The sequence below is a fragment of the Burkholderia sp. Ax-1719 genome (genome assembly GCF_011753055.1).
Taxonomy (GTDB): domain Bacteria; phylum Pseudomonadota; class Gammaproteobacteria; order Burkholderiales; family Burkholderiaceae; genus Paraburkholderia.
On sequence record NZ_VWWJ01000011.1, the window covers coordinates 204,882 to 223,235 of the forward strand.

Genomic DNA, 18,354 nt, shown 5'->3' on the forward strand with positions numbered 1-18,354 from the left:
GGGCGGCCTTTGGCACTGCGCCTGATACAGCTTAAAGCAGCGCTTACTTCGCGCGTAGTTCCTCGACCATCTTGTCGAGCTTGACCGCGTCAGCGGCGAAGGCGCGGATGCCTTCGGCGAGCTTTTCGGTCGCCATCGCGTCTTCGTTGAGCAGGAAGCGGAACGACGGTTCGTCGACGGCCACGCGCTCGATCTGCTCGTTCGCGAACGCTTCCGGCGAGAGCTTGCGGTCGATCTTTTCGCTGCTGTCCTGCAGCTTTTGCAGCAGATCGGGGCTGATCGTCAGCAGGTCGCAGCCCGCCAGTTCGACGATCTGGCTGGTGTTGCGGAAGCTCGCGCCCATGACTTCGGTCTTGTAGCCGAACTTCTTGTAGTACGCGTAGATCTTGCGCACCGACTGCACGCCCGGATCGTTGGCGCCGCCGTCCTTCGCGTCGTCCCAGTCCGCGCCCTTGGCCTTCTTGTACCAGTCGTAGATGCGGCCGACGAACGGCGAGATCAGCTGCGCGCCCGCTTCGGCGCACGCTGCGGCCTGCGCGAGCGAGAACAGCAGCGTCATGTTGCAGTGGATGCCTTCCTTCTGCAGCACTTCGGCGGCGCGGATGCCTTCCCAGGTGGAGGCGAGCTTGATCAGCACGCGCTCTTTCTCGATGCCGGCCTTCTTGTAGAGATCGATGATGTGATGGGCCTTGTCGATCGACTTCTTCGTGTCGAACGACAGGCGCGCGTCGACTTCGGTCGAAACGCGGCCCGGAATGATCTTGAGGATTTCGGTGCCAAAAGCGATCAGCAGATGGTCGATGATCGCTTCGACCGATTCGCTCGCGTGATCGCGCACGGTTTTTTCGAGCAGCGGGCGGTATTCCGCCTTCTGCACGGCCTTGAGGATCAGCGACGGATTGGTGGTCGCGTCCTGCGGCTTGTACTGGACGAATTGCTGGAAGTCGCCCGTATCGGCGACGACGGTGGTGTACTGCTTGAGCTGATCGAGTGCGGTAGTCATGTCTGGCCTTGTGGGCGCATGCGCGCCGGCGTCGGGAAAAGTTGAACGGCCTGCGCGCGCGAGCGGCTGGCTCGTGCGGCGCAGGGCGGTACGCAAAACGCTGAACGTTTATTACGCCTGTACGCGAAAGGGCGACGCCGCGCCGATGGGTCAAACCGGCGCGGCTCACACATCATTTTATGGCGGATCGGCAGGCGGTGCGATGACGCGGGCGTGTCGGACGAAAATGGGCGTCAATTCGTCGGCGCAAATTCGGTGCCGGGGCTTTCAATCCGCCCACGCGCCCGCGCATCGCGCCGTTTCGCGCCCTCAGGCCTTGCGCGCGCTCAACACCACCTGCGTGAGCACGCCCGCCACCAGCCCCCAGAACGCCGCGCCGATGGACAGCAGCGTCAGCCCCGAAGCCGTCACCATGAAGGTCACGAGCGCTGCCTCGCGCTCCTTGGGGTTCTGCATCGCGTTGGTGAGGCCGCTCATGATCGAGCCGAACAGCGCGAGCGCCGCAATCGACACCACCAGCGCTTGCGGAAACGCCGCGAACAGCGCCGCGATCGTCGCGCCGAAAATGCCCGCGATCAGATAGAAAATGCCGCACCACACCGCAGCCATATAGCGCTTGTTGCGGTCTTCGTGCGCGTGCGGGCCGGTGCAGATCGCCGCCGTGATCGCCGCGAGGTTGACGCCGTGCGAACCGAACGGCGCGAGTACCAGCGACGCCAGGCCCGTGGTGGCGATCAGCGGCGAGGAGGGCGTGTCGTAGCCGTCGGCGCGGATCACGGCGATGCCGGGCACATTCTGCGAAGCCATCGCCACCACGAACAGCGGAATGCCGATACTGACGATCGCCTGCACCGAAAACGCCGGCATTGTGAACACGGGCTTCGCCACCGCCACGCGGAAGTGGCTGAAGTCGAGCAGGCCCAGCGCCGCCGCCGCCGCAATGCCCACCACCAGCGTGCCGACGATCGCATAGCGCGGCACGAAGCGCTTCATCAGCAGGTAGGCGAAGAACATGGTGAGCACGAGCGGCGTCTGCACCTGGGCGGCGTGAAAAATCTCGATGCCGATCTCGAACAGGATGCCCGCAAGCAGCGCCGCGGCGATGCCGGCGGGAATGCGCTTCATCAGCGTGTCGAACCAGCCGGTGAGGCCCACGGCGGTCAGCAGCAACGCGCAGACGATATACGCGCCGATGGCTTCGGCATACGGCACGTGCGGCAGTGAACTAATGAGCAGCGCCGCGCCCGGCGTGGACCACGCGACCACGGTGGGCGCGCGGAACCACAGCGACAGCCCGATGGTGGTCACCGCCATGCCAATGGAGAGCGCCCAGATCCACGAGGAAATCTGCGCATCGGTGAGATGCGCGGCCTGTCCGGCCTGGAACATCAGCACCAGCGAACTGGTGTAGCCCGTCATCATCGCGACGAAACCGGCCACGATGGTCGCAACCGATGTATCGGCGAACGGCCGCAGCGGTCCGGGCCGGACGCTTGCCGGCAGATCGGGGGATGAAGGCGCGGTCATGCTGAAATTCTCCTGCTTGTTGTTATATGAGGTTGTGTGAAGTTGTATGCGCAACCGTCTGGTCGAACGGCGCGTTGATGCAAGATGAGGCGAGGGAAAGGGAAGGGTTACTTGCTCAGCACGCGCATGGCTGTTTCCAGTCCGGCGACGGTCAGCGGATACATGCGATGCCCCAGAATCTCGCGGATGACGGAAACAGACTGGCGATATTCCCAGAGCCGCTCCGGTTCCGGATTGAGCCACGCGAAGTGCGGGAACTGGTCGGCCAGACGGCGCAGCCAGACCGCGCCTGCTTCCGGATTGTTGTACTCGACCGAGCCGCCCGGCTGGAGCACTTCATACGGGCTCATGGTGGCGTCGCCGACAAAGATGAGCTTGTAGTCGGGCGTGAACTTGTGCAGCAAGTCCCACGTGGGCGTGCGCTCCGCATGACGGCGGCGGTTGTTCTTCCACAGGTAGTCGTAGACGCAGTTGTGGAAGTAGTAGAACTCCAGATGTTTGAACTCAGCCTTGGCGGCGGAAAAGAGTTCTTCGGTGCGCTTGATGTGATCGTCCATCGAGCCGCCCACGTCGAGCAGCATCAGCACTTTCACATTGTTGTGGCGCTCCGGCACCATCTTGAGATCGAGCCAGCCCGCATTGGCGGCGGTACTGCGGATCGTGTCGTTGAGATCGAGTTCTTCGGCCGCGCCTTCGCGCGCGAAACGGCGCAGGCGGCGCAAGGCCACCTTGATATTGCGCGTGCCGATTTCGAGCTGATCGTCGTAATCGCGGTACGCGCGCGCGTCCCACACTTTCACGGCGCTGCGCTGGCCGCCTTCACCGCCGATGCGGATGCCTTCGGGGTTATAGCCGCCGTTGCCGAACGGCGAGGTGCCGCCCGTGCCGATCCACTTGCTGCCGCCTTCGTGGCGCTCCTTCTGTTCCTCAAAGAGTTCTTTCAGGCGCTCCATGAGCTTGTCGAGACCGCCCATCGCTTCGATCTGCGCGCGTTGTTCGGGCGTGAAATCGCGTTCGAGCTTTTTCTTGAGCCAGTCTTCGGGAATCTCGAAGGCCTGTTCGGACTTTTTCTCGATGCCGCGAAAATACGCGCCGAACGCCTGATCGAAGCGATCGAAATACTGCTCGTCTTTCACGAGCGTCATGCGCGCGAGATAGTAGAAGTCGTCGAGCGACGGCGCGATCACGCGCTCCTTGAGCGCTTCCACGAGCGTCAGATACTCCTTCACGGAGACCGGCAGCTTCGCGTCGCGCAGCGTGTAGAAGAAGTCGATCAGCATGCGGTGTCTCCGTGCTTTTCCGTTGCCCGCGCGGCTTAGCGGTTGTGGCGGTTCATGTAGATGAGCCGCTCGAACAGCGTCATGTCCTGTTCGTTCTTGAGCAGCGCACCCGCGAGCGGCGGCATCGCTTTCGATCCGTCCACGGCGCGCAGCGCTTCGGGCGGGATATCTTCGGCGAGCAGCAGCTTGAGCCAGTCGAGCAGTTCGGATGTCGAAGGTTTTTTCTTCAGGCCCGCGACGTTACGCAGTTCGAAGAAGCTTTCCATCGCGGCGGCCAGCAGCTCGCGGCGGATGCCCGGATAGTGGACTTCGACGATGCGCTGCATCGTGGCCGGATCGGGGAAGCTGATGTAGTGGAAGAAGCAGCGGCGCAGGAAGGCGTCCGGCAGTTCCTTCTCGTTGTTCGAGGTGATGATGACGAGCGGGCGCTGCTTCGCCTTGATGAGTTCGCGCGTCTCGTAGACGTAGAACTCCATGCGGTCGAGTTCGCGCAGCAGATCGTTGGGGAATTCGATATCGGCTTTATCGATTTCGTCGATCAGCAGCACGCTTTGCTGCTCCGACTCGAACGCCTGCCACAGCACGCCCTTGACGATGTAGTTGCGGATGTCCTTGACGCGCTCGTCGCCCAGTTGCGAATCGCGCAGACGCGACACCGCGTCGTATTCGTAGAGACCTTGCTGGGCCTTGGTGGTGGACTTGATGTGCCATTGCATCAGCGGCATGTCCAGCGCGGCGGCCACTTCCTCGGCCAGCATGGTCTTGCCGGTGCCGGGCTCGCCCTTGATGAGCAGCGGGCGCTTCAGGGTGATGGCGGCGTTGACCGCAAGCTTGAGATCGTCGGTGGCGACGTACTGCGAAGAGCCTTCGAAACGCGTGGCGCGCATGATGAACCGCTCGCTGAAAAAAATCCCAGTATAAGTCAGATGGGGTGTTGCTTCAGGGGGGGCTCGCGTATCGTTGGCTCCGCCCGATGCGGTACTCATTGAGCGCCGCGTCACCAATGTTTCCGGACCGAACCGTCAGGGTTTTATCAATCGTTGCGTGTGGCATGCATGTCGCGCGCAGCGCATCAGGGATGACCCGCACGCGCCGCCGCAAAGGCCGTCCGCACAACGCCCGAGCCCCGTCTGGCGGGCCTGAGCGGGCGCGCGGCGGGCGGCAGCCCCGTGGACGGGCTGCGCGGCGTCGCGGTATACTCAGACCGATTTTTTTCGGCCTGCACGGCGACCCAAAAGTAAAACAGCAGTAATGCGGCGCAGGCCGTGGCCTGCGGTTCGGGCGTTCGAATCCCCTCAAGCCAGGTTGGATGCTATGAAAAAAATTGTCGGCAAGCGCGTCATGCTCGGCGTTGTGACCGTGCTGGCGGGCTTCGCGGCCACGGCACACGCGGATGTCGTGGGCGACGCGAAGGCAGGTCAAGGCAAGGTTGCGATGTGTATCGGCTGTCATGGTATTCCCGACTACCGCACCGCCTATCCCGAGGTCTACCACGTGCCCATTCTGGGCGGCCAGAACGCGCAGTACATCCAGAACGCGCTGCACGGCTACAAGAAGGGCGATCGCCACTTCGAAACGATGCACGCCATCGCGACCACGCTGACCGACCAGGATATCGCCGATATCGCGGCTTATTACGCGTCGCAGACGGCCACGTCCAAGAACAACCCCGAGAAGTAACCGGCACGGGAGACAAGAATCCATGAACAAGCCCTCAATGGCCGTGCGTGCCGGTGCGCGCGCCACGATCCGCTTCACGTCCCGTCAGTCGTTCTTCAAGGCCGCTGTGCTGGCGTCGGGCGCCGCTGCGCTGGCTGCGACGCTCGCGCTGCATCCGGCGCATGCCGCCGATGCCGCCAACGGCAAGGTGCTCGCCGACAGCCACAACTGTGCGGCCTGTCACGGCGTGAACCTGAACAAGCCCGTGAGCCCCGAATACCCGAAGCTCGCCGGCCAGCATGCCGATTACATCTACTGGGCGCTGCGCCAGTACCAGATGGGCAACGGCAATCCGCATCTGGGCCGCAACAATCCGATCATGCAGGCGCAGGTGCAAAGCCTGTCGCAGGGCGACATGAAGGACATCGCCGCGTATATCGAATCGCTCAAGGGCGATCTGATCGACAAGAAGTGATGTGAGCGGCGATTGCGGCCGCGATGCGCGCCGCATGAGCGCCACGATGACGACACCCCGCTTGCAGCGCGACTTCCGGCGCCGTCAGCGGGGTGTTTTTTATGCTGCTGCGCGCGTTCGAGAGCGCTTGATCACGCTTTATCGCGCGTGGCGCGACGTTCGATGCGCTGCAGATAGGCGTCGGTGTCGGGCGGCGTGTTGGTGCGCTGCGCTTCCCAGATGGTTTCGCCCAGGCACTCCATGATCGCGTGCTGCGCGTCGTGCGTGGAGCCCATGCGCGCCGCGAGCCGGTCGTGCGCCGCGCGGATGCCCGGCGGCTGGTCGATCGACAATTGCTCGCTGATCGCCAGATGCATCGACAGATGCAGGAAGGGGTTGGTCTGGCCGCGTTCGGGCGAATAATCCTGCGCGGCGGCCTGGTCGGCGTCGGCGAGTTCCGCGTGATATTCGGGATGCTCGACGATCCAGTCGGCGGCAATCGCTTCGAGCGGCGTGAGGATTTCGCCTGCACGCTGCTTGCGCCAGGTCTCGGTGAAAAAGCGGCGGACTTCGTCGCGGCTGGGATTGAACATCGTGATTCGTGGGGTGGTGTTGTGAGGTGCGGCTTGAGGGACAGAAGGCCCGCGCCAGCCGCGCAATTCATTCTACGTCGCCCGCTCTGCGCGCGCTGTCGGACGCTGTCAGACGCAGTTAAAGTTCTGGCGGCGGCGTTTTCGGCCTGAATTCGCACAGCGGCTCGATCACGCAATGCCAGCATTCCGGCTTGCGCGCCTTGCAGACGTAGCGCCCGTGCAGGATCAGCCAGTGGTGCGCGTCCTGCAGGAATTCCTTCGGCGTGAATTTTTCCAGCGCGATTTCGACGGCCTTCACGTCCTTGCCCGGCGCGAGTCCCGTACGGTTGGCGACGCGAAAAATGTGCGTATCCACGGCGATGGTCGGGTGCCCGAAAGCCGTATTGAGCACCACGTTGGCCGTCTTGCGGCCCACGCCCGGCAGGCCTTCGAGCGCCTCGCGCGTCTGCGGGACTTCGCTGCCGTACTGCTCGACGAGAATCCGGCAGGTGGCGATCACGTTCTTCGCCTTGGTGCGATACAGGCCGATGGTCTTGATGTAATCGGCTACGCCTTCCTCGCCCAGCGCAAGCACGGTTTCCGGCGTGTTCGCGACGGGAAACATCCGGCGCATGGCCTTGTTCACCGAGACATCGGTGGCCTGCGCGGACAGCAGCACGGCGATCAGGAGTTCGAACGGCGTCGAAAACTCCAGCTCGGTCGTCGGGTTCGGATTGAGGCTTTGCAGCGTTTCGTAGATGGCGCGGCGCTTGGTGGCGTTCATGGCTGCGTTTTTGGCTCGTAGGGGCCGTGGTGTTCTTATGCGGGCTTGTCGTTTTTGGGATCTTGACCGGCGTCGTCCGCTGCCTTGTCGTCGAGGCCCAGACGCTTGCGGCGGGCTTCGGCGGCGTCGATCTGCGCCTGCACATCGGCGCTCACGTGATCGGTGTTGCGTGGGCCTTCGCCGCGCGCGGCGAGTTCCGCCTTCTTCTGGCGCGCGCGTTCCAGCGCGGCCTGAATGATCGCTTTCTTCTTCGCTTCGGCGTCGTTGGCCGGGGCGGCGGGGGCTGCGGTGTCCGTAGCGGCCACGGGAGCCGACGTATCGGCGGCTGCGGGCGTTGCCGCGGGTGCGGTGGCTGCCGCGCGGCGTGCGGCGGCGCGCGCTTCGGCGGCGTCGCGCTCGGCGGCCAGACGCGCCTGATGGCGGTCGTGACGCAGGCGTGCCTCATCGGCCTGTTGCTGCGTCCAGGCGTCCCAGCCGGTCGCTTCGCCGGTCACGGGGATCATCGCGATGCAGTCCACCGGGCAGGGCGCCACGCACAGATCGCAGCCCGTGCAGAGGTCCTTGACGATGGTGTGCATCTGCTTGGGCGCGCCGACGATCGCATCGACCGGGCATGCCTGCATGCACAGCGTGCAGCCGATACACACCTGCTCGTCGATCAGGGCGACGGGGCGCGGGCGCTCGACGCCGTTGACGGGATTGATCGGAATGACGGGCTTGCCGAGCAGATGCGCGAGGCGCGCGACGCCTTCGGCGCCGCCCGGCGGGCACTGGTTATAGCTGGCGGCGCCATCGGCGACGGCTTCGGCGTAGGGCCGGCAGCCGTCGTAGCCGCACTTGGTGCATTGGGTCTGGGGCAGCAGATCTTCGATGCGATCTGCGAGTGTTCTGGAATTGTTCACGGTCGCTATTTCTACGCTGCCCCGTCTACGCTGGCCCGCTGGGGTTCAGACGGGCGGCGGGGCAGTGGGGCAGTCACGCAAGGCGGGCGAAGCACAGGCGCGCGCAAGCCGGAGGCGTCACTTCGAACGCAGGGAGGTGCGTGCAAGACAGGGCTACGTCGGCACCTGTCGGATCATCTGCGGGGGCTGCGCGCGTGCGGCGCCAAAGCCCGCATTATCGCCGATTTCCCGCATTGCCATCGGCAGGGCATGTGCCATAATCAAAGTGCTTAATTCGAATGTCCCACCCGTCGAACGCCACGCCCACGCGGCGGGCCTCGCGCGCGGGACACGCGGATGGGGCATTGCCGGACGGCTTCAAACAGGCAGCGCCGCACGAGGGCTCGAGGCGGTCTGCGAAAAACGAAAACGAACGAAGATCGAAAACGAAGGGTGTCAGTCCATTAACCTGGCTCGCCCCGTGAATCGCTGCCGCCACATGGGTTTTTTGGAGAGACCCGGCAGTGCCCAGCGGGAACCCGCGCGCCTATCGAGCGATCCTGCCACCATGAATCAGCCGAAAATCAAAAGAGATCCTGAAGGGACACGCCGTCGCATCCTGCTCGCCGCGGCCGAGGAATTCGCCAGCGGCGGCCTGTTCGGCGCTCGCGTCGACCAGATCGCGCGCCGCGCCGAGACCAACGAGCGCATGCTCTATTACTACTTCGGCAGCAAGGAGCAACTGTTCACCGCCGTGCTGGAGCACGCCTTTGGCGCGCTCAACGAGGCCGAACGCGCGCTCGATCTCGCGGGCCTTGCGCCCGTCGAGGCCATCACGCGGCTTGCGCATTTCGTCTGGGATTACTATCGCGACCATCCCGAACTGCTGCGGCTCGTCAACAACGAGAACCTGCACGAAGCGCGCTACATGCTCAAGTCCACGCGCATCCACGAGATGGTGTCGCCGATCGTCGCCACGCTGGGCAGCATCCTGTCGCGCGGCGAAGCGGCGGGCCTGTTCCGCTCGAATATCGACCCGCTGCGTCTCTATGTGACGCTTTCGGGCATGGGCTATTACATCGTGTCGAACCGCTATACGCTCAACGCCACGCTGGGCCGCGACTTCAGCACGCCCAGCGAGCGCCAGGAAATCATCCAGCTCAACACCGATATGCTGCTCGCGTTTCTGCTGCGCAAATAAGTAAGACTGCTAACGGGAACGGCTCAGAAAAAAACGCCGCGCACTCATCGACATGAGGCGCGGCGTTTGTGTATCCAGCAAGCGGTGTACGCGGGCCACAGCAGACCCGCAAGGCTTACACGACAGCGCTTTCCTTCGCCGGCTGTTTGGCGTGCGGCTGATGCTGACGGATAAAGTCGCGCAGTTGCGGATAGATGATGGTGCGCCAGCGGCGGCCCGAGAAAATGCCGTAGTGGCCGCATTTTTCCGCGGTCAGATGGTGCTTGTCTTTTTCCGGAATACCCGAGCACAGGTCATGCGCGGCGCGCGTCTGTCCGGAGCCCGAAATATCGTCGAGTTCGCCTTCGATCGTGAAGAGCGCCGTGTCGCGGATATCCTGCGGTCGCACGCGTTCGCCCGCGACATCCCAGGTGCCTTCGGCGAGGCTGAATTCCTGGAACACCGTGCGGATCGTCTCAAGGTAATACTCGGCGGCCATGTCGAGCACCGCGTTGTATTCGTCGTAGAACTGGCGATGTGCTTCGGCATCCTCTTCGTCGCCGCGCAGCAGGCTCTTGTAGAAGTCCCAGTGCGCCGTGGTATGGCGGCCCGGGTTCATGGCGACAAAGCCCGCGTGCTGCAGGAAGCCCGGATAGACCTGACGGCCTTCACCCGGATAGTTCGCCGGCACCGGATGGATCACGTTGTTCGCAAACCATTCCAGCGAGTGTTCGGTGGCGAGCGAGTTGACGGCGGTGGGGCTGCGGCGCGCGTCGATCGGGCCGCCCATCATCGTCATGGTGAGCGGGGTGGGTTCGCCGCGGCTCGCCATCAGCGAAATGGCCGCGAGCACCGGCACCGTCGGCTGGCACACCGACAGCACGTGCAGATTCTTCGCGCCGATATGGCGGATGAATTCCTGGATGTACGCAACGTAGTCGTCCAGATGGAACGCGCCGTCGTCGAGCGGCACCATGCGCGCGTCGATCCAGTCGGTGATATAGACCTTGTGGTCCTGCAGCAGCGTGCGCACCGTGTCGCGCAGCAGCGTCGAATGGTGGCCGGACAGCGGCGCGCACACCAGCACCGAAGGCTCGTCCTTGAGCGCGGTCACGGCGGCGGGATCGTCCGCGTAGCGCTTGAAGCGCAGCAGGCGGCAGAACGGCTTTTCGACGATCGTCTGTTCGACGATCGGGATGTGGTGGCCATCCTTTTCGATCTGCTTGATGTTGAATTCGGGCTTTTCGTAGTCCTTGCCGAGTCGGTAGAGCAGTTCGTAGCCGGCGGCCAGACGCGAGGCGCCCGGTACGAGCGAAAACGGGCTCGACGGATTGGTGAACGACTTGGAAGCAGCCTCGGCCCACGCGGTAAGTGGGCTAAGCAATGCGCGCTGGTATTCGCGGATTTGGTAGAGCATGGATGCTCCAGCATCAGGGCCGGATCGAATCCTGGTCGCGCGGGCAAGGCGCGGCGAGGAGACGGCCCGCATGTTGATCGGTCAGGCCTTGAATCAGGCTTTTAGTCATACTGCATGACAAGCTATATATCGGCTGCGCATCGCGCCGCTTGAGCGAAAAACACTGGCGGCGCGCCGCGGTCGCACCTGCCGAACCACCTGACAGGCCCACGACCGGCGGACCATCCTATCGGACCCCAGAACGTTGTGCAACGCAGCAAGTCAAGTTTAGCGCACCTCCTACAAACGTGTCGGCGGATGCTTAGGTTGACCGTGCAATCAACGCTGCGGCGAACTCCTTCGCGATCCTGACTTCGCGCAATCCTCACTATGACGCGGCGGCCTCGAAATCGGCTTCCATCGGCGGCACACCTTCCGGATGGCCGGTTTCGCTGGCCATTTCCTGCTCGTGGCGCATCAGGTTTAAACCCGTGTGAACCAGCGCAACGTGCGAGAAGGCCTGTGGGAAATTTCCCACAAGACGGCCTTCGATCGGATCGTATTCCTCGGCCAGCAAGCCGACGTCGTTGGCGAGCGCCAGCAGGCGTTCGTACATCGCGCGTGCATCGTCCATGCGGCCCTGGAGCGCGAGGTTATCGACCATCCAGAAGCTGCACGCGAGGAACGTGCCTTCGCCGGGCGGCAGGCCGTCGTTGAATTCGGTGGTGCGGTAGCGCATCACAAAACCTTCACACATCAGATCGCGCTCGATGGCCGCGACGGTGCCCGCGATGCGCGGGTCGTCGGCGGGCAGGAAGCCTACCAGCGGCATGAGCAGCAGGCTGGCGTCGAGGTCGGTGCCGTCGTAGATCTGCGTGAAGGAATTCAGCTCTTTGTTAAAGCTGCGCTCACAGATCTGCGCGTGGATGGTTTCGCGCATCTCGCGCCAGTGGTCGAGCGGGCCGGGCAGATCGAACTTTTCAGCCGAGCGCACGCAACGGTCGAACGCGACCCACGCCATCACCTTCGAGAAGGTGAAATGCTGACGGCCGCCGCGCGTTTCCCAGATGCCTTCGTCCGGCTCGGTCCAGATCGTTTCGAGGTGTTCGAGCATCGCGCACTGGATCGACCACGCGGTGTCGTCGGCTTGCAGGCCGCCCACGCGCGCGAGGTGCAGTGCGTTCATCACTTCGCCATAGACGTCGAGCTGCAATTGCCCGACCGCGTTGTTGCCCACGCGCACGGGCCTGGAGTTCTCGTAGCCGGGCAGCCAGTCAAGCTCGATTTCGGGCAGGCGACGCTCGCCCGCGATGCCGTACATGATCTGCAATTGCGAGGGCGAGCCCGCCATCACGCGGCCCAGCCAGGCGCGCCAGGCGCGCGCTTCGTCGTAGTAGCCGCCGCGCATCATGGCGAGCAGGGTGATGGTGGCGTCGCGCAGCCAGCAATAGCGGTAGTCCCAGTTGCGCGTGCCGCCCAGTTGCTCGGGCAGCGAGGTGGTGGGCGCGGCAACGATGCCGCCCGTGGGTTCGTAGGCCAGCGCCTTGAGCGTGATGAGCGAGCGGCGGATCGGCGCGGCCCAGCGGCCTTCGACGGTGCCGCGCGCGGCCCATTCTTCCCAGAAGTTTTCGGTGCGTGCGAGCGCGGTGAACGGATCGCGCGGCGGCGGCAGGCGCAGATGCGAGGCCGCATAGGCCATCGAAAAGGGCACACGCTCGCCTTCCTTGACGTCGAATTGCGCGACCGTGCGCATGTTCTCGCCTTCCAGATCGACCGGCGTGCGCAGCACGATGGTGTCCGGGCCGACGGTCGCCTTGATGCCGCTCTCGTAGCTCAGGCGGCTCACCCACGGCACGGAAAAGCCATAGTCGAAGCGCAGCACCAGATCGCACTGCATGCGCACCGTGCCGCGGCGGCCCACCACGATACGCACGAGTTCGGTCCAGCCATTGCCGGGCGGCATGAAGTCGATCAGCGTGACCGCGCCTTCGGGCGTTTCGAAATCCGTTTCGAGGATCAGCGTCTCGCCGCGATAACGGCGCTTCGTGGTGATTCTGGCGGGCGTGCCGTCGGCGGCGGGCGCGGGGGCGATCTGCCAGCGGCCGTTTTTCTCGTCGCCGAGCAGCGCCGCGAAGCAGGCGCCGGAGTCGAAACGCGGCCAGCAGAGCCAGTCGATGGAACCTTCGCGGGACACGAGCGCGGCCGTGTGGCCATCGCCGATCAATGCATAGTCTTCGATGAGTGCGGGCATGGTAAGCGGATTGACAGCTTCTTGTTGCGGTAGATGAGTCGATCGACAGCGTCGACGTACGGCGACAGCGCATGCACGCACAAGAGTAGTGGCTGCGGGGCCGAACGCGCAACGCGTTTTGCGGCGCACGGCTCGCCGGCGCACGCAAAATTGTGCTGTGGGAGCTTTCGCGGCGCGCCGCTCAGGGCGCGCAGAGGCGATTCACGTCGGATGAATGGCGACGCACGAGGTGCTCAAAAATGCCCGCCGGTGCCAAACAGGCCAATGAGGCCGATGATGATGAGATAGAGCGCAACGATGTAGTTGAGCAGGCGCGGCACAACCAGAATCAGAATGCCGGCGATGAGCGCGACGAGCGGGCCGATGGCGACATGGATATTCATCTTCACTCCTTGGTGGGCGAGGTCGCGCGCTGCGCGCCGGGAGGGCGATAGCGCGCAACCTCTCGTATACTGGCCTTCCAACCCTCATAAGATCCGGCTCGCGCAAACCGCGTTGCACAAGGCTTGCGCGCCGCCGGTCAGCTCCAGATTCGACAGTTCGACAAGAAGAAAGGAGGTCGACATGTTTCAAGGCCATGCAGCCGCAATCGCCGTGCCCATGCAAGCGCGCAAGCGCGGGCTCATTCATCAGATCATCAAGGGTATTGCCGTCATGGCCACAGCCGCCGCATCCGTTGCCGCTCCCCAGGCGTTCGCGCAATCCGGCGCGGGTGCAGCCACTGCCGCCAACGGCGTCTACGATCTGATCGTCGGCACCTATACGGGCGGCAAGAGCGAAGGCCTTTATGTCTACCGCTTCGACTCGAAGACGGGCGACGCGCAGCAGGTGAGCGTCGCAAAAACGGTGAACCCGTCGTATCTCGTCGTGAGTCACGACAAGCGCTTCGTCTACGCCGTGAACGAACTGCCCGGCGACAATGGCCCGGCCACCACGCGCGGCGACGTGAGCGCCTTCGGTTTCGACGCCGCGAGCGGTCAGCTTACGTTCCTCGACAAGGTCTCGGCGCAAGGCAACGATCCGTGCTACCTGAGCCTGTCGCCGGACGGCAAGTATCTGTTCGTCGCCAACTACTCGGTGGCGGCCGATCCGGGCGGCAGCTTCGCGGTCCTGCCGATCGAACAGGACGGCAAGCTCGGCCAGTCGGTGCTGACCGTGCATCACGAAGGCGGCGGCCCGGTCAAGGGTCGCCAGGACAACGCGCACGTGCATTCGACGGTGTTCTCGCCGGATGGCCGTTATCTCTTCACGCAGGATCTGGGCACGGACAAGCTCTGGACTTACCGCTACACGCCGGACGGCACGCGCGGTCTGGTGAGCCCGGCCGAGTGGCGCTACACCGACGTGAAGGCCGGCACCGGCCCGCGTCACCTCGTGTTCGGCAACGACGGCCGCCATGCGTATCTGACGAGCGAACTCGCGGGCACTGTGAGCGTGTTCAACTACGACGACGGCCACCTCAAGCTCGAACAGGTCGAGAAGCTGGCGGAGCCGGACTTCAAGGGCGCGGTGGGCGCAGCGGCGCTGCATCTCTCGCCGGACGGCAAGTTCCTGTATGTCTCGAACCGTGGCGACGCCAACGACATTTCGATCTTCTCGGTCGATCAGACGAGCGGCAAGCTCAAGCGCGTGGGCCGTCAGGCGAGCCTCGGCAAGTCGCCGCGCGAGTTCGCCATCGACCCGACGGGCCAATGGCTGATCGTCGGCAACCAGAACAGCGATACGGTGTATGTGTTCCGCCGCGATCAGGAAACCGGTCTGCTCGAAGCGAATCCGAAGAAGATCGACATCGGTTCGCCGGTCGATTTCAAGTTCGTGACGCCTTGAGGCGGTAACGCCGTCGCGCCGTTAATTTCGGACGGACGATAAAAAACGCCGCGTGGATTGAAGTCCACGCGGCGTTTTTGTTTGCGGCTTCAGCAAATCTTGAAGCTTATTCGGGCTGTCCCGGCACCAGCACTTCGCGGCTGCCGTTGATGCCCATCGGCGAGACCAGACCCGCCGCTTCCATCTGTTCGACCAGACGCGCGGCGCGGTTATAGCCGATGCGCAACTGACGTTGCACCGACGAGATCGACGCACGCCGCGTACGCACGACGAACGCGACGGCTTCGTCGTAAAGCGGATCGGCTTCCGCCTCGGGCGACTCGCCGAACAGATCCTGCGGCGCGCCTTCGCCGGCCGGGCCGTCGAGAATGCCCTCGACGTATTCCGGCTCGCCGAACTGCTTCAGATACTCCACCACCGCATGCACTTCCTCGTCGGCGACGAATGCGCCGTGCACGCGCTGCGGATAGCCCGTGCCAGGCGGCAGGAACAGCATGTCGCCCTGGCCGAGCAGCGATTCCGCGCCCATCTGGTCGAGAATCGTGCGCGAGTCGATCTTCGACGACACCTGGAACGCCACGCGCGTCGGAATGTTCGCCTTGATGAGACCCGTGATGACGTCCACCGACGGACGCTGCGTGGCGAGAATCAGGTGGATGCCCGCCGCGCGCGCCTTCTGCGCGAGACGCGCGATCAGCTCTTCGATCTTCTTGCCCGCCACCATCATCAGGTCGGCGAGTTCGTCGATCACGACGACGATCATCGGCAGCGGCGAGAGCGGTTCGGGCGCTTCGGGCGTGAGCGAGAACGGATTGCCGATCTTGCGCTCGTTGGCTTCGGCGTCGCGGATCTTCTGGTTGAAACCCGCGAGATTGCGCACGCCTACTGCCGACATCAGGCGGTAGCGCTTTTCCATTTCGCCCACGCACCAGTTCAGCGCGTTGGCCGCGAGCTTCATATCCGTCACGACCGGCGCGAGCAGGTGCGGAATGCCTTCGTAGACGGACAGCTCCAGCATCTTCGGGTCGATCATGATGAGGCGCACATCCTCGGGCGTCGCCTTGTAGAGCAGCGAGAGGATCATCGCGTTGATCGCGACCGACTTGCCCGAACCGGTCGTGCCCGCGACCAGCATGTGCGGCGCCTTGGCGAGATCGGTGACGACCGGCAGGCCGACGATGTCCTTGCCCATCGCGATCGTGAGCTTCGATTGCGAGCGCTGATACGGCGTCGATTCGAGGATCTCCGACAGGCGGATCATCTGCCGCCTCGCGTTCGGCAATTCGAGACCCATGCAGGTCTTGCCGGGAATCGTCTCGACCACGCGGATCGACGTCAGGCCCAGGCCGCGCGACAGATCCTTCATCAGGCCAACGATCTGGCTGCCACGCACGCCCAGCGCAGGCTCGACTTCGAAGCGCGTGATGACCGGGCCGGCGGACGCGCCGACCACCGTGACCGGCACCTTGAATTCCTGCAGGCGCTGCTCGATCAGCTGGCTGGTTTCGGCGAGCTTTTCTTCGGAGACGTATTCGATTTCCTGCGACGAACGCTCCAGCAGATCGAAGCCCGGAAGCTCGACCGCCGAGGCGCTGAGCGGCTGGAATTCGAACGACGTCGGCGCGTGGCCGCGCACGGGCTGGCGTGCGGTTTCTGCTGCGGGCGCGGGCGCTGGCGCGGCTGTTTCGACCGGAGCAACCGATGCGGCGGGCGCGACTGCGGCGGCCGGCGCGGGCGCTTGCTCCCACGGCGGCGTGAGGTCTGCGGGCGGTGCGATCGGTGCGATCGGCATGATCGGGGCGAAGCTGGCGGCAGCGCCCGGTTCCGGCGGAAGGTGCCATGCGGGCGCAGCCGGGATCGGTACGACAGGTGCGGGCTCGATGGGCGCTGCTGGCGTGAGAGCCGTCTCCCATGGCGGCGCGACCGGCGCGGGCGCGGCGACTGGCGGGATGATCGGCATGTGCCACGCGGGCGAGGGCAGCTCTACTTCAGGCGCTACAACGGGGCTGGCGCCAGCAGGGGCCGCAGGCGCGATTGCATCGGTTGCGGCTGCAACCGGATGGGGCGCGACTATCGCCGGTGCGGTGGTGCCCACTGCCGTGCCCACCGCCGCGCCGACTGCCGCGCTGGTGATGCCCGGCGTGACGGCAGCCACGGCGGCGGCCGCAGCGACGGGCGCAGCGATGGCAAACGGCTCAGCTTCGGGCTGCGCTTCGACCGGTGCGCTCTCAACCGGAGCAGGCGCCGGACGAACGATCTCGATAGCGGGCGCTTCGGTCGCGAAGCTGGCTTGCGCAACGAGGGGCTCGGGCGCTTGTTCTGCCGGAGCGGTTTCTGCCGGTTCAACGTCAAAGGCGACGGGTTCTTCGAGCGGCGCGGCTTCGTGCACAGGCATCGCCTCGTGCACTTCCGGCGCGGAAGCGTCCACGCTGCCTGGCAGCGGCTGCGCTTCGACGATGGACGGGGTATCGGCTTCGAAGTGGGTTGCTTCCGTGGCTTTCGCTTCTTCCTCTTCCGCGGCGCGTGCGATGAACGTCGGCAGCGCGGCGCTGAACGCGGCGGTGAACGCATCGACGGCGGGCATCAGCGGCTCGTCCACTTCGGGCGCGTGCGCAACTTCCGCTTCGACTGCCGGTTCTTCGATTTCCTCTTCCTGCTGAGCGATCTGCGCTGGGGCCGTCACGAGACGCGGGAAGCGCACGATGTTGCTGACGGTTTCGACGGCGGGTTCCGGTGCGTGCTCGACGGCTTCCGTCGTGCCGACGGGCGCAGGCGCAGGGGCGGGCGCTTCGGCTTCATCGGCCACCGGTTCGTCATCGAGCATCACCCACGGCATGCCGTTGTCGAAGTTCGGCCAGTTCACCGGCGTTTCCGCCGTCGCGGCGGGCTCTGCCGCCGACGCAGGCTCATCGTCCTGCGCGCCGACGAGGAAGTCGGGCAAGCCGTTCCCGGCGTTTTGCGTCGTCTCGATAGACGGTGCTTCGGCTTGCAGCGGCGCAACGAGTTCGGGTTCGGCCTTGGTCTGAACGGGTTCAGGCAAGGCAACCGGCGCTTCCTGAACTTCAGGGATGGCTTCGTGCACAACCGTGCCTGGCGCTTCCGCGAGGGTTTGAACGGGCGCTTCGTGTTCTTCAGCGCCGATGTGCTCGCTGTGATCCAGCGCCTCAACCGGCTCGGCGATCTGTGGCGCGGCCATCGCGGACTGAGCGTGCTCAGGCGTCACCGTCGTCGACTCGGCAACGTTGGCGAGCGCTGGTGCTTCAGCCTGCACGACCGGCTCATCGACACTGTTGCGGCGCGCGAGGCTCGCGCCTGCCAGCGACGTCCAGCGCGCGGCATTCTCTTCGATCGATCGCAGCGTTTCGAGCACGCTGGAAGAAAGCGGCGCCTGCTCGGCGGCGGGCGCGGGCGTGGTCGGGCGCGAGTAGGCGGGCGTGACCGGGCTGACCTCGGCAATCGGTGCGGTGACGGGCGCGGCGATCGGTGGGCTGAGCGTCGGGCTGAGCGGGGCCGGCGTGCGCACAGCCCGACGCTCAGCCC

Annotated in this window: 15 protein-coding genes; 4 read left to right on the forward strand and 11 right to left on the reverse strand. The window is 64.7% G+C overall.

Features of this window, described 5'->3' with window-relative positions; genetic code table 11:
• Window positions 1-43: 43 nt before the first annotated feature.
• The 4 genes from tal to F3J17_RS20600 form a co-directional block, all read right to left on the reverse strand.
• Entirely contained in the window at window positions 44-1,003 is a 960-nt protein-coding gene (gene tal, locus F3J17_RS20585; RefSeq protein WP_167062792.1) for a transaldolase, read from the reverse strand.
• A gap of 309 nt (window positions 1,004-1,312) precedes the next feature.
• Entirely contained in the window at window positions 1,313-2,530 is a 1,218-nt protein-coding gene (locus F3J17_RS20590; RefSeq protein ID WP_167062795.1) for a benzoate/H(+) symporter BenE family transporter, read from the reverse strand.
• Between the two features lie 107 nt (window positions 2,531-2,637).
• Window positions 2,638-3,810 carry a VWA domain-containing protein gene (locus tag F3J17_RS20595; protein WP_167062798.1) on the reverse strand — a complete coding sequence of 391 codons (1,173 nt, stop codon included), beginning with the start codon at window positions 3,808-3,810 and terminating at the stop codon, window positions 2,638-2,640.
• A gap of 35 nt (window positions 3,811-3,845) precedes the next feature.
• Window positions 3,846-4,697, reverse strand: a complete 852-nt coding sequence (locus tag F3J17_RS20600) for a MoxR family ATPase (RefSeq protein ID WP_167062801.1) — start codon at window positions 4,695-4,697, stop codon at window positions 3,846-3,848.
• A gap of 427 nt (window positions 4,698-5,124) precedes the next feature.
• Between F3J17_RS20600 and F3J17_RS20605 the strand changes: the two genes are divergently transcribed.
• On the forward strand, window positions 5,125-5,490 hold the full coding sequence (locus F3J17_RS20605) for a cytochrome c (RefSeq protein WP_167062804.1): 366 nt from the start codon (window positions 5,125-5,127) through the stop codon (window positions 5,488-5,490).
• 37 nt (window positions 5,491-5,527) lie between these two features.
• Complete coding sequence (locus tag F3J17_RS20610; protein ID WP_205194885.1) at window positions 5,528-5,944, forward strand: cytochrome c; 417 nt, start codon at window positions 5,528-5,530, stop codon at window positions 5,942-5,944.
• A 131-nt stretch (window positions 5,945-6,075) separates the two neighbouring features.
• Here the strand turns inward: F3J17_RS20610 and F3J17_RS20615 are convergent, their stop codons facing one another.
• The 3 genes from F3J17_RS20615 to rsxB all read right to left on the reverse strand — a co-directional run bounded on the left by F3J17_RS20615 (window position 6,076) and on the right by rsxB (window position 8,181).
• A complete protein-coding gene (locus tag F3J17_RS20615; protein ID WP_167062808.1) occupies window positions 6,076-6,516 on the reverse strand; it encodes a DUF1841 family protein in 441 nt (146 codons plus the stop codon).
• A 118-nt stretch (window positions 6,517-6,634) separates the two neighbouring features.
• Window positions 6,635-7,279: an endonuclease III gene (nth, locus tag F3J17_RS20620; RefSeq protein ID WP_167062812.1), complete on the reverse strand. Its 645-nt coding sequence runs from the start codon at window positions 7,277-7,279 to the stop codon at window positions 6,635-6,637.
• 35 nt (window positions 7,280-7,314) lie between these two features.
• Window positions 7,315-8,181 carry an electron transport complex subunit RsxB gene (gene rsxB / locus F3J17_RS20625; protein WP_167062815.1) on the reverse strand — a complete coding sequence of 289 codons (867 nt, stop codon included), beginning with the start codon at window positions 8,179-8,181 and terminating at the stop codon, window positions 7,315-7,317.
• Window positions 8,182-8,728: 547 nt separating this feature from the next.
• On the opposite strand from rsxB, the gene F3J17_RS20630 reads away from it, so the two are divergent.
• Complete coding sequence (locus F3J17_RS20630; protein WP_167062818.1) at window positions 8,729-9,361, forward strand: TetR family transcriptional regulator; 633 nt, start codon at window positions 8,729-8,731, stop codon at window positions 9,359-9,361.
• A 115-nt stretch (window positions 9,362-9,476) separates the two neighbouring features.
• On the opposite strand, the gene phaZ is transcribed toward F3J17_RS20630, so the two are convergent.
• The 3 genes from phaZ to F3J17_RS20645 form a co-directional block, all read right to left on the reverse strand.
• Window positions 9,477-10,757: a polyhydroxyalkanoate depolymerase gene (phaZ, locus tag F3J17_RS20635; protein WP_167062821.1), complete on the reverse strand. Its 1,281-nt coding sequence runs from the start codon at window positions 10,755-10,757 to the stop codon at window positions 9,477-9,479.
• A gap of 367 nt (window positions 10,758-11,124) precedes the next feature.
• Entirely contained in the window at window positions 11,125-12,987 is a 1,863-nt protein-coding gene (locus F3J17_RS20640) for a glycoside hydrolase family 15 protein (RefSeq protein WP_167062824.1), read from the reverse strand.
• Window positions 12,988-13,220: 233 nt separating this feature from the next.
• Entirely contained in the window at window positions 13,221-13,370 is a 150-nt protein-coding gene (locus F3J17_RS20645) for a DUF3096 domain-containing protein (RefSeq protein WP_084162632.1), read from the reverse strand.
• Window positions 13,371-13,641: 271 nt separating this feature from the next.
• Here F3J17_RS20645 and F3J17_RS20650 point away from each other — a divergent pair, with 271 nt between their 5' ends.
• Window positions 13,642-14,814 carry a lactonase family protein gene (locus F3J17_RS20650; RefSeq protein WP_240161081.1) on the forward strand — a complete coding sequence of 391 codons (1,173 nt, stop codon included), beginning with the start codon at window positions 13,642-13,644 and terminating at the stop codon, window positions 14,812-14,814.
• Window positions 14,815-14,920: 106 nt separating this feature from the next.
• Here F3J17_RS20650 and F3J17_RS20655 read toward each other — a convergent pair.
• A partial coding sequence (locus F3J17_RS20655; protein ID WP_167062827.1) for a DNA translocase FtsK occupies window positions 14,921-18,354 on the reverse strand: 3,434 nt, incomplete at its 5' end.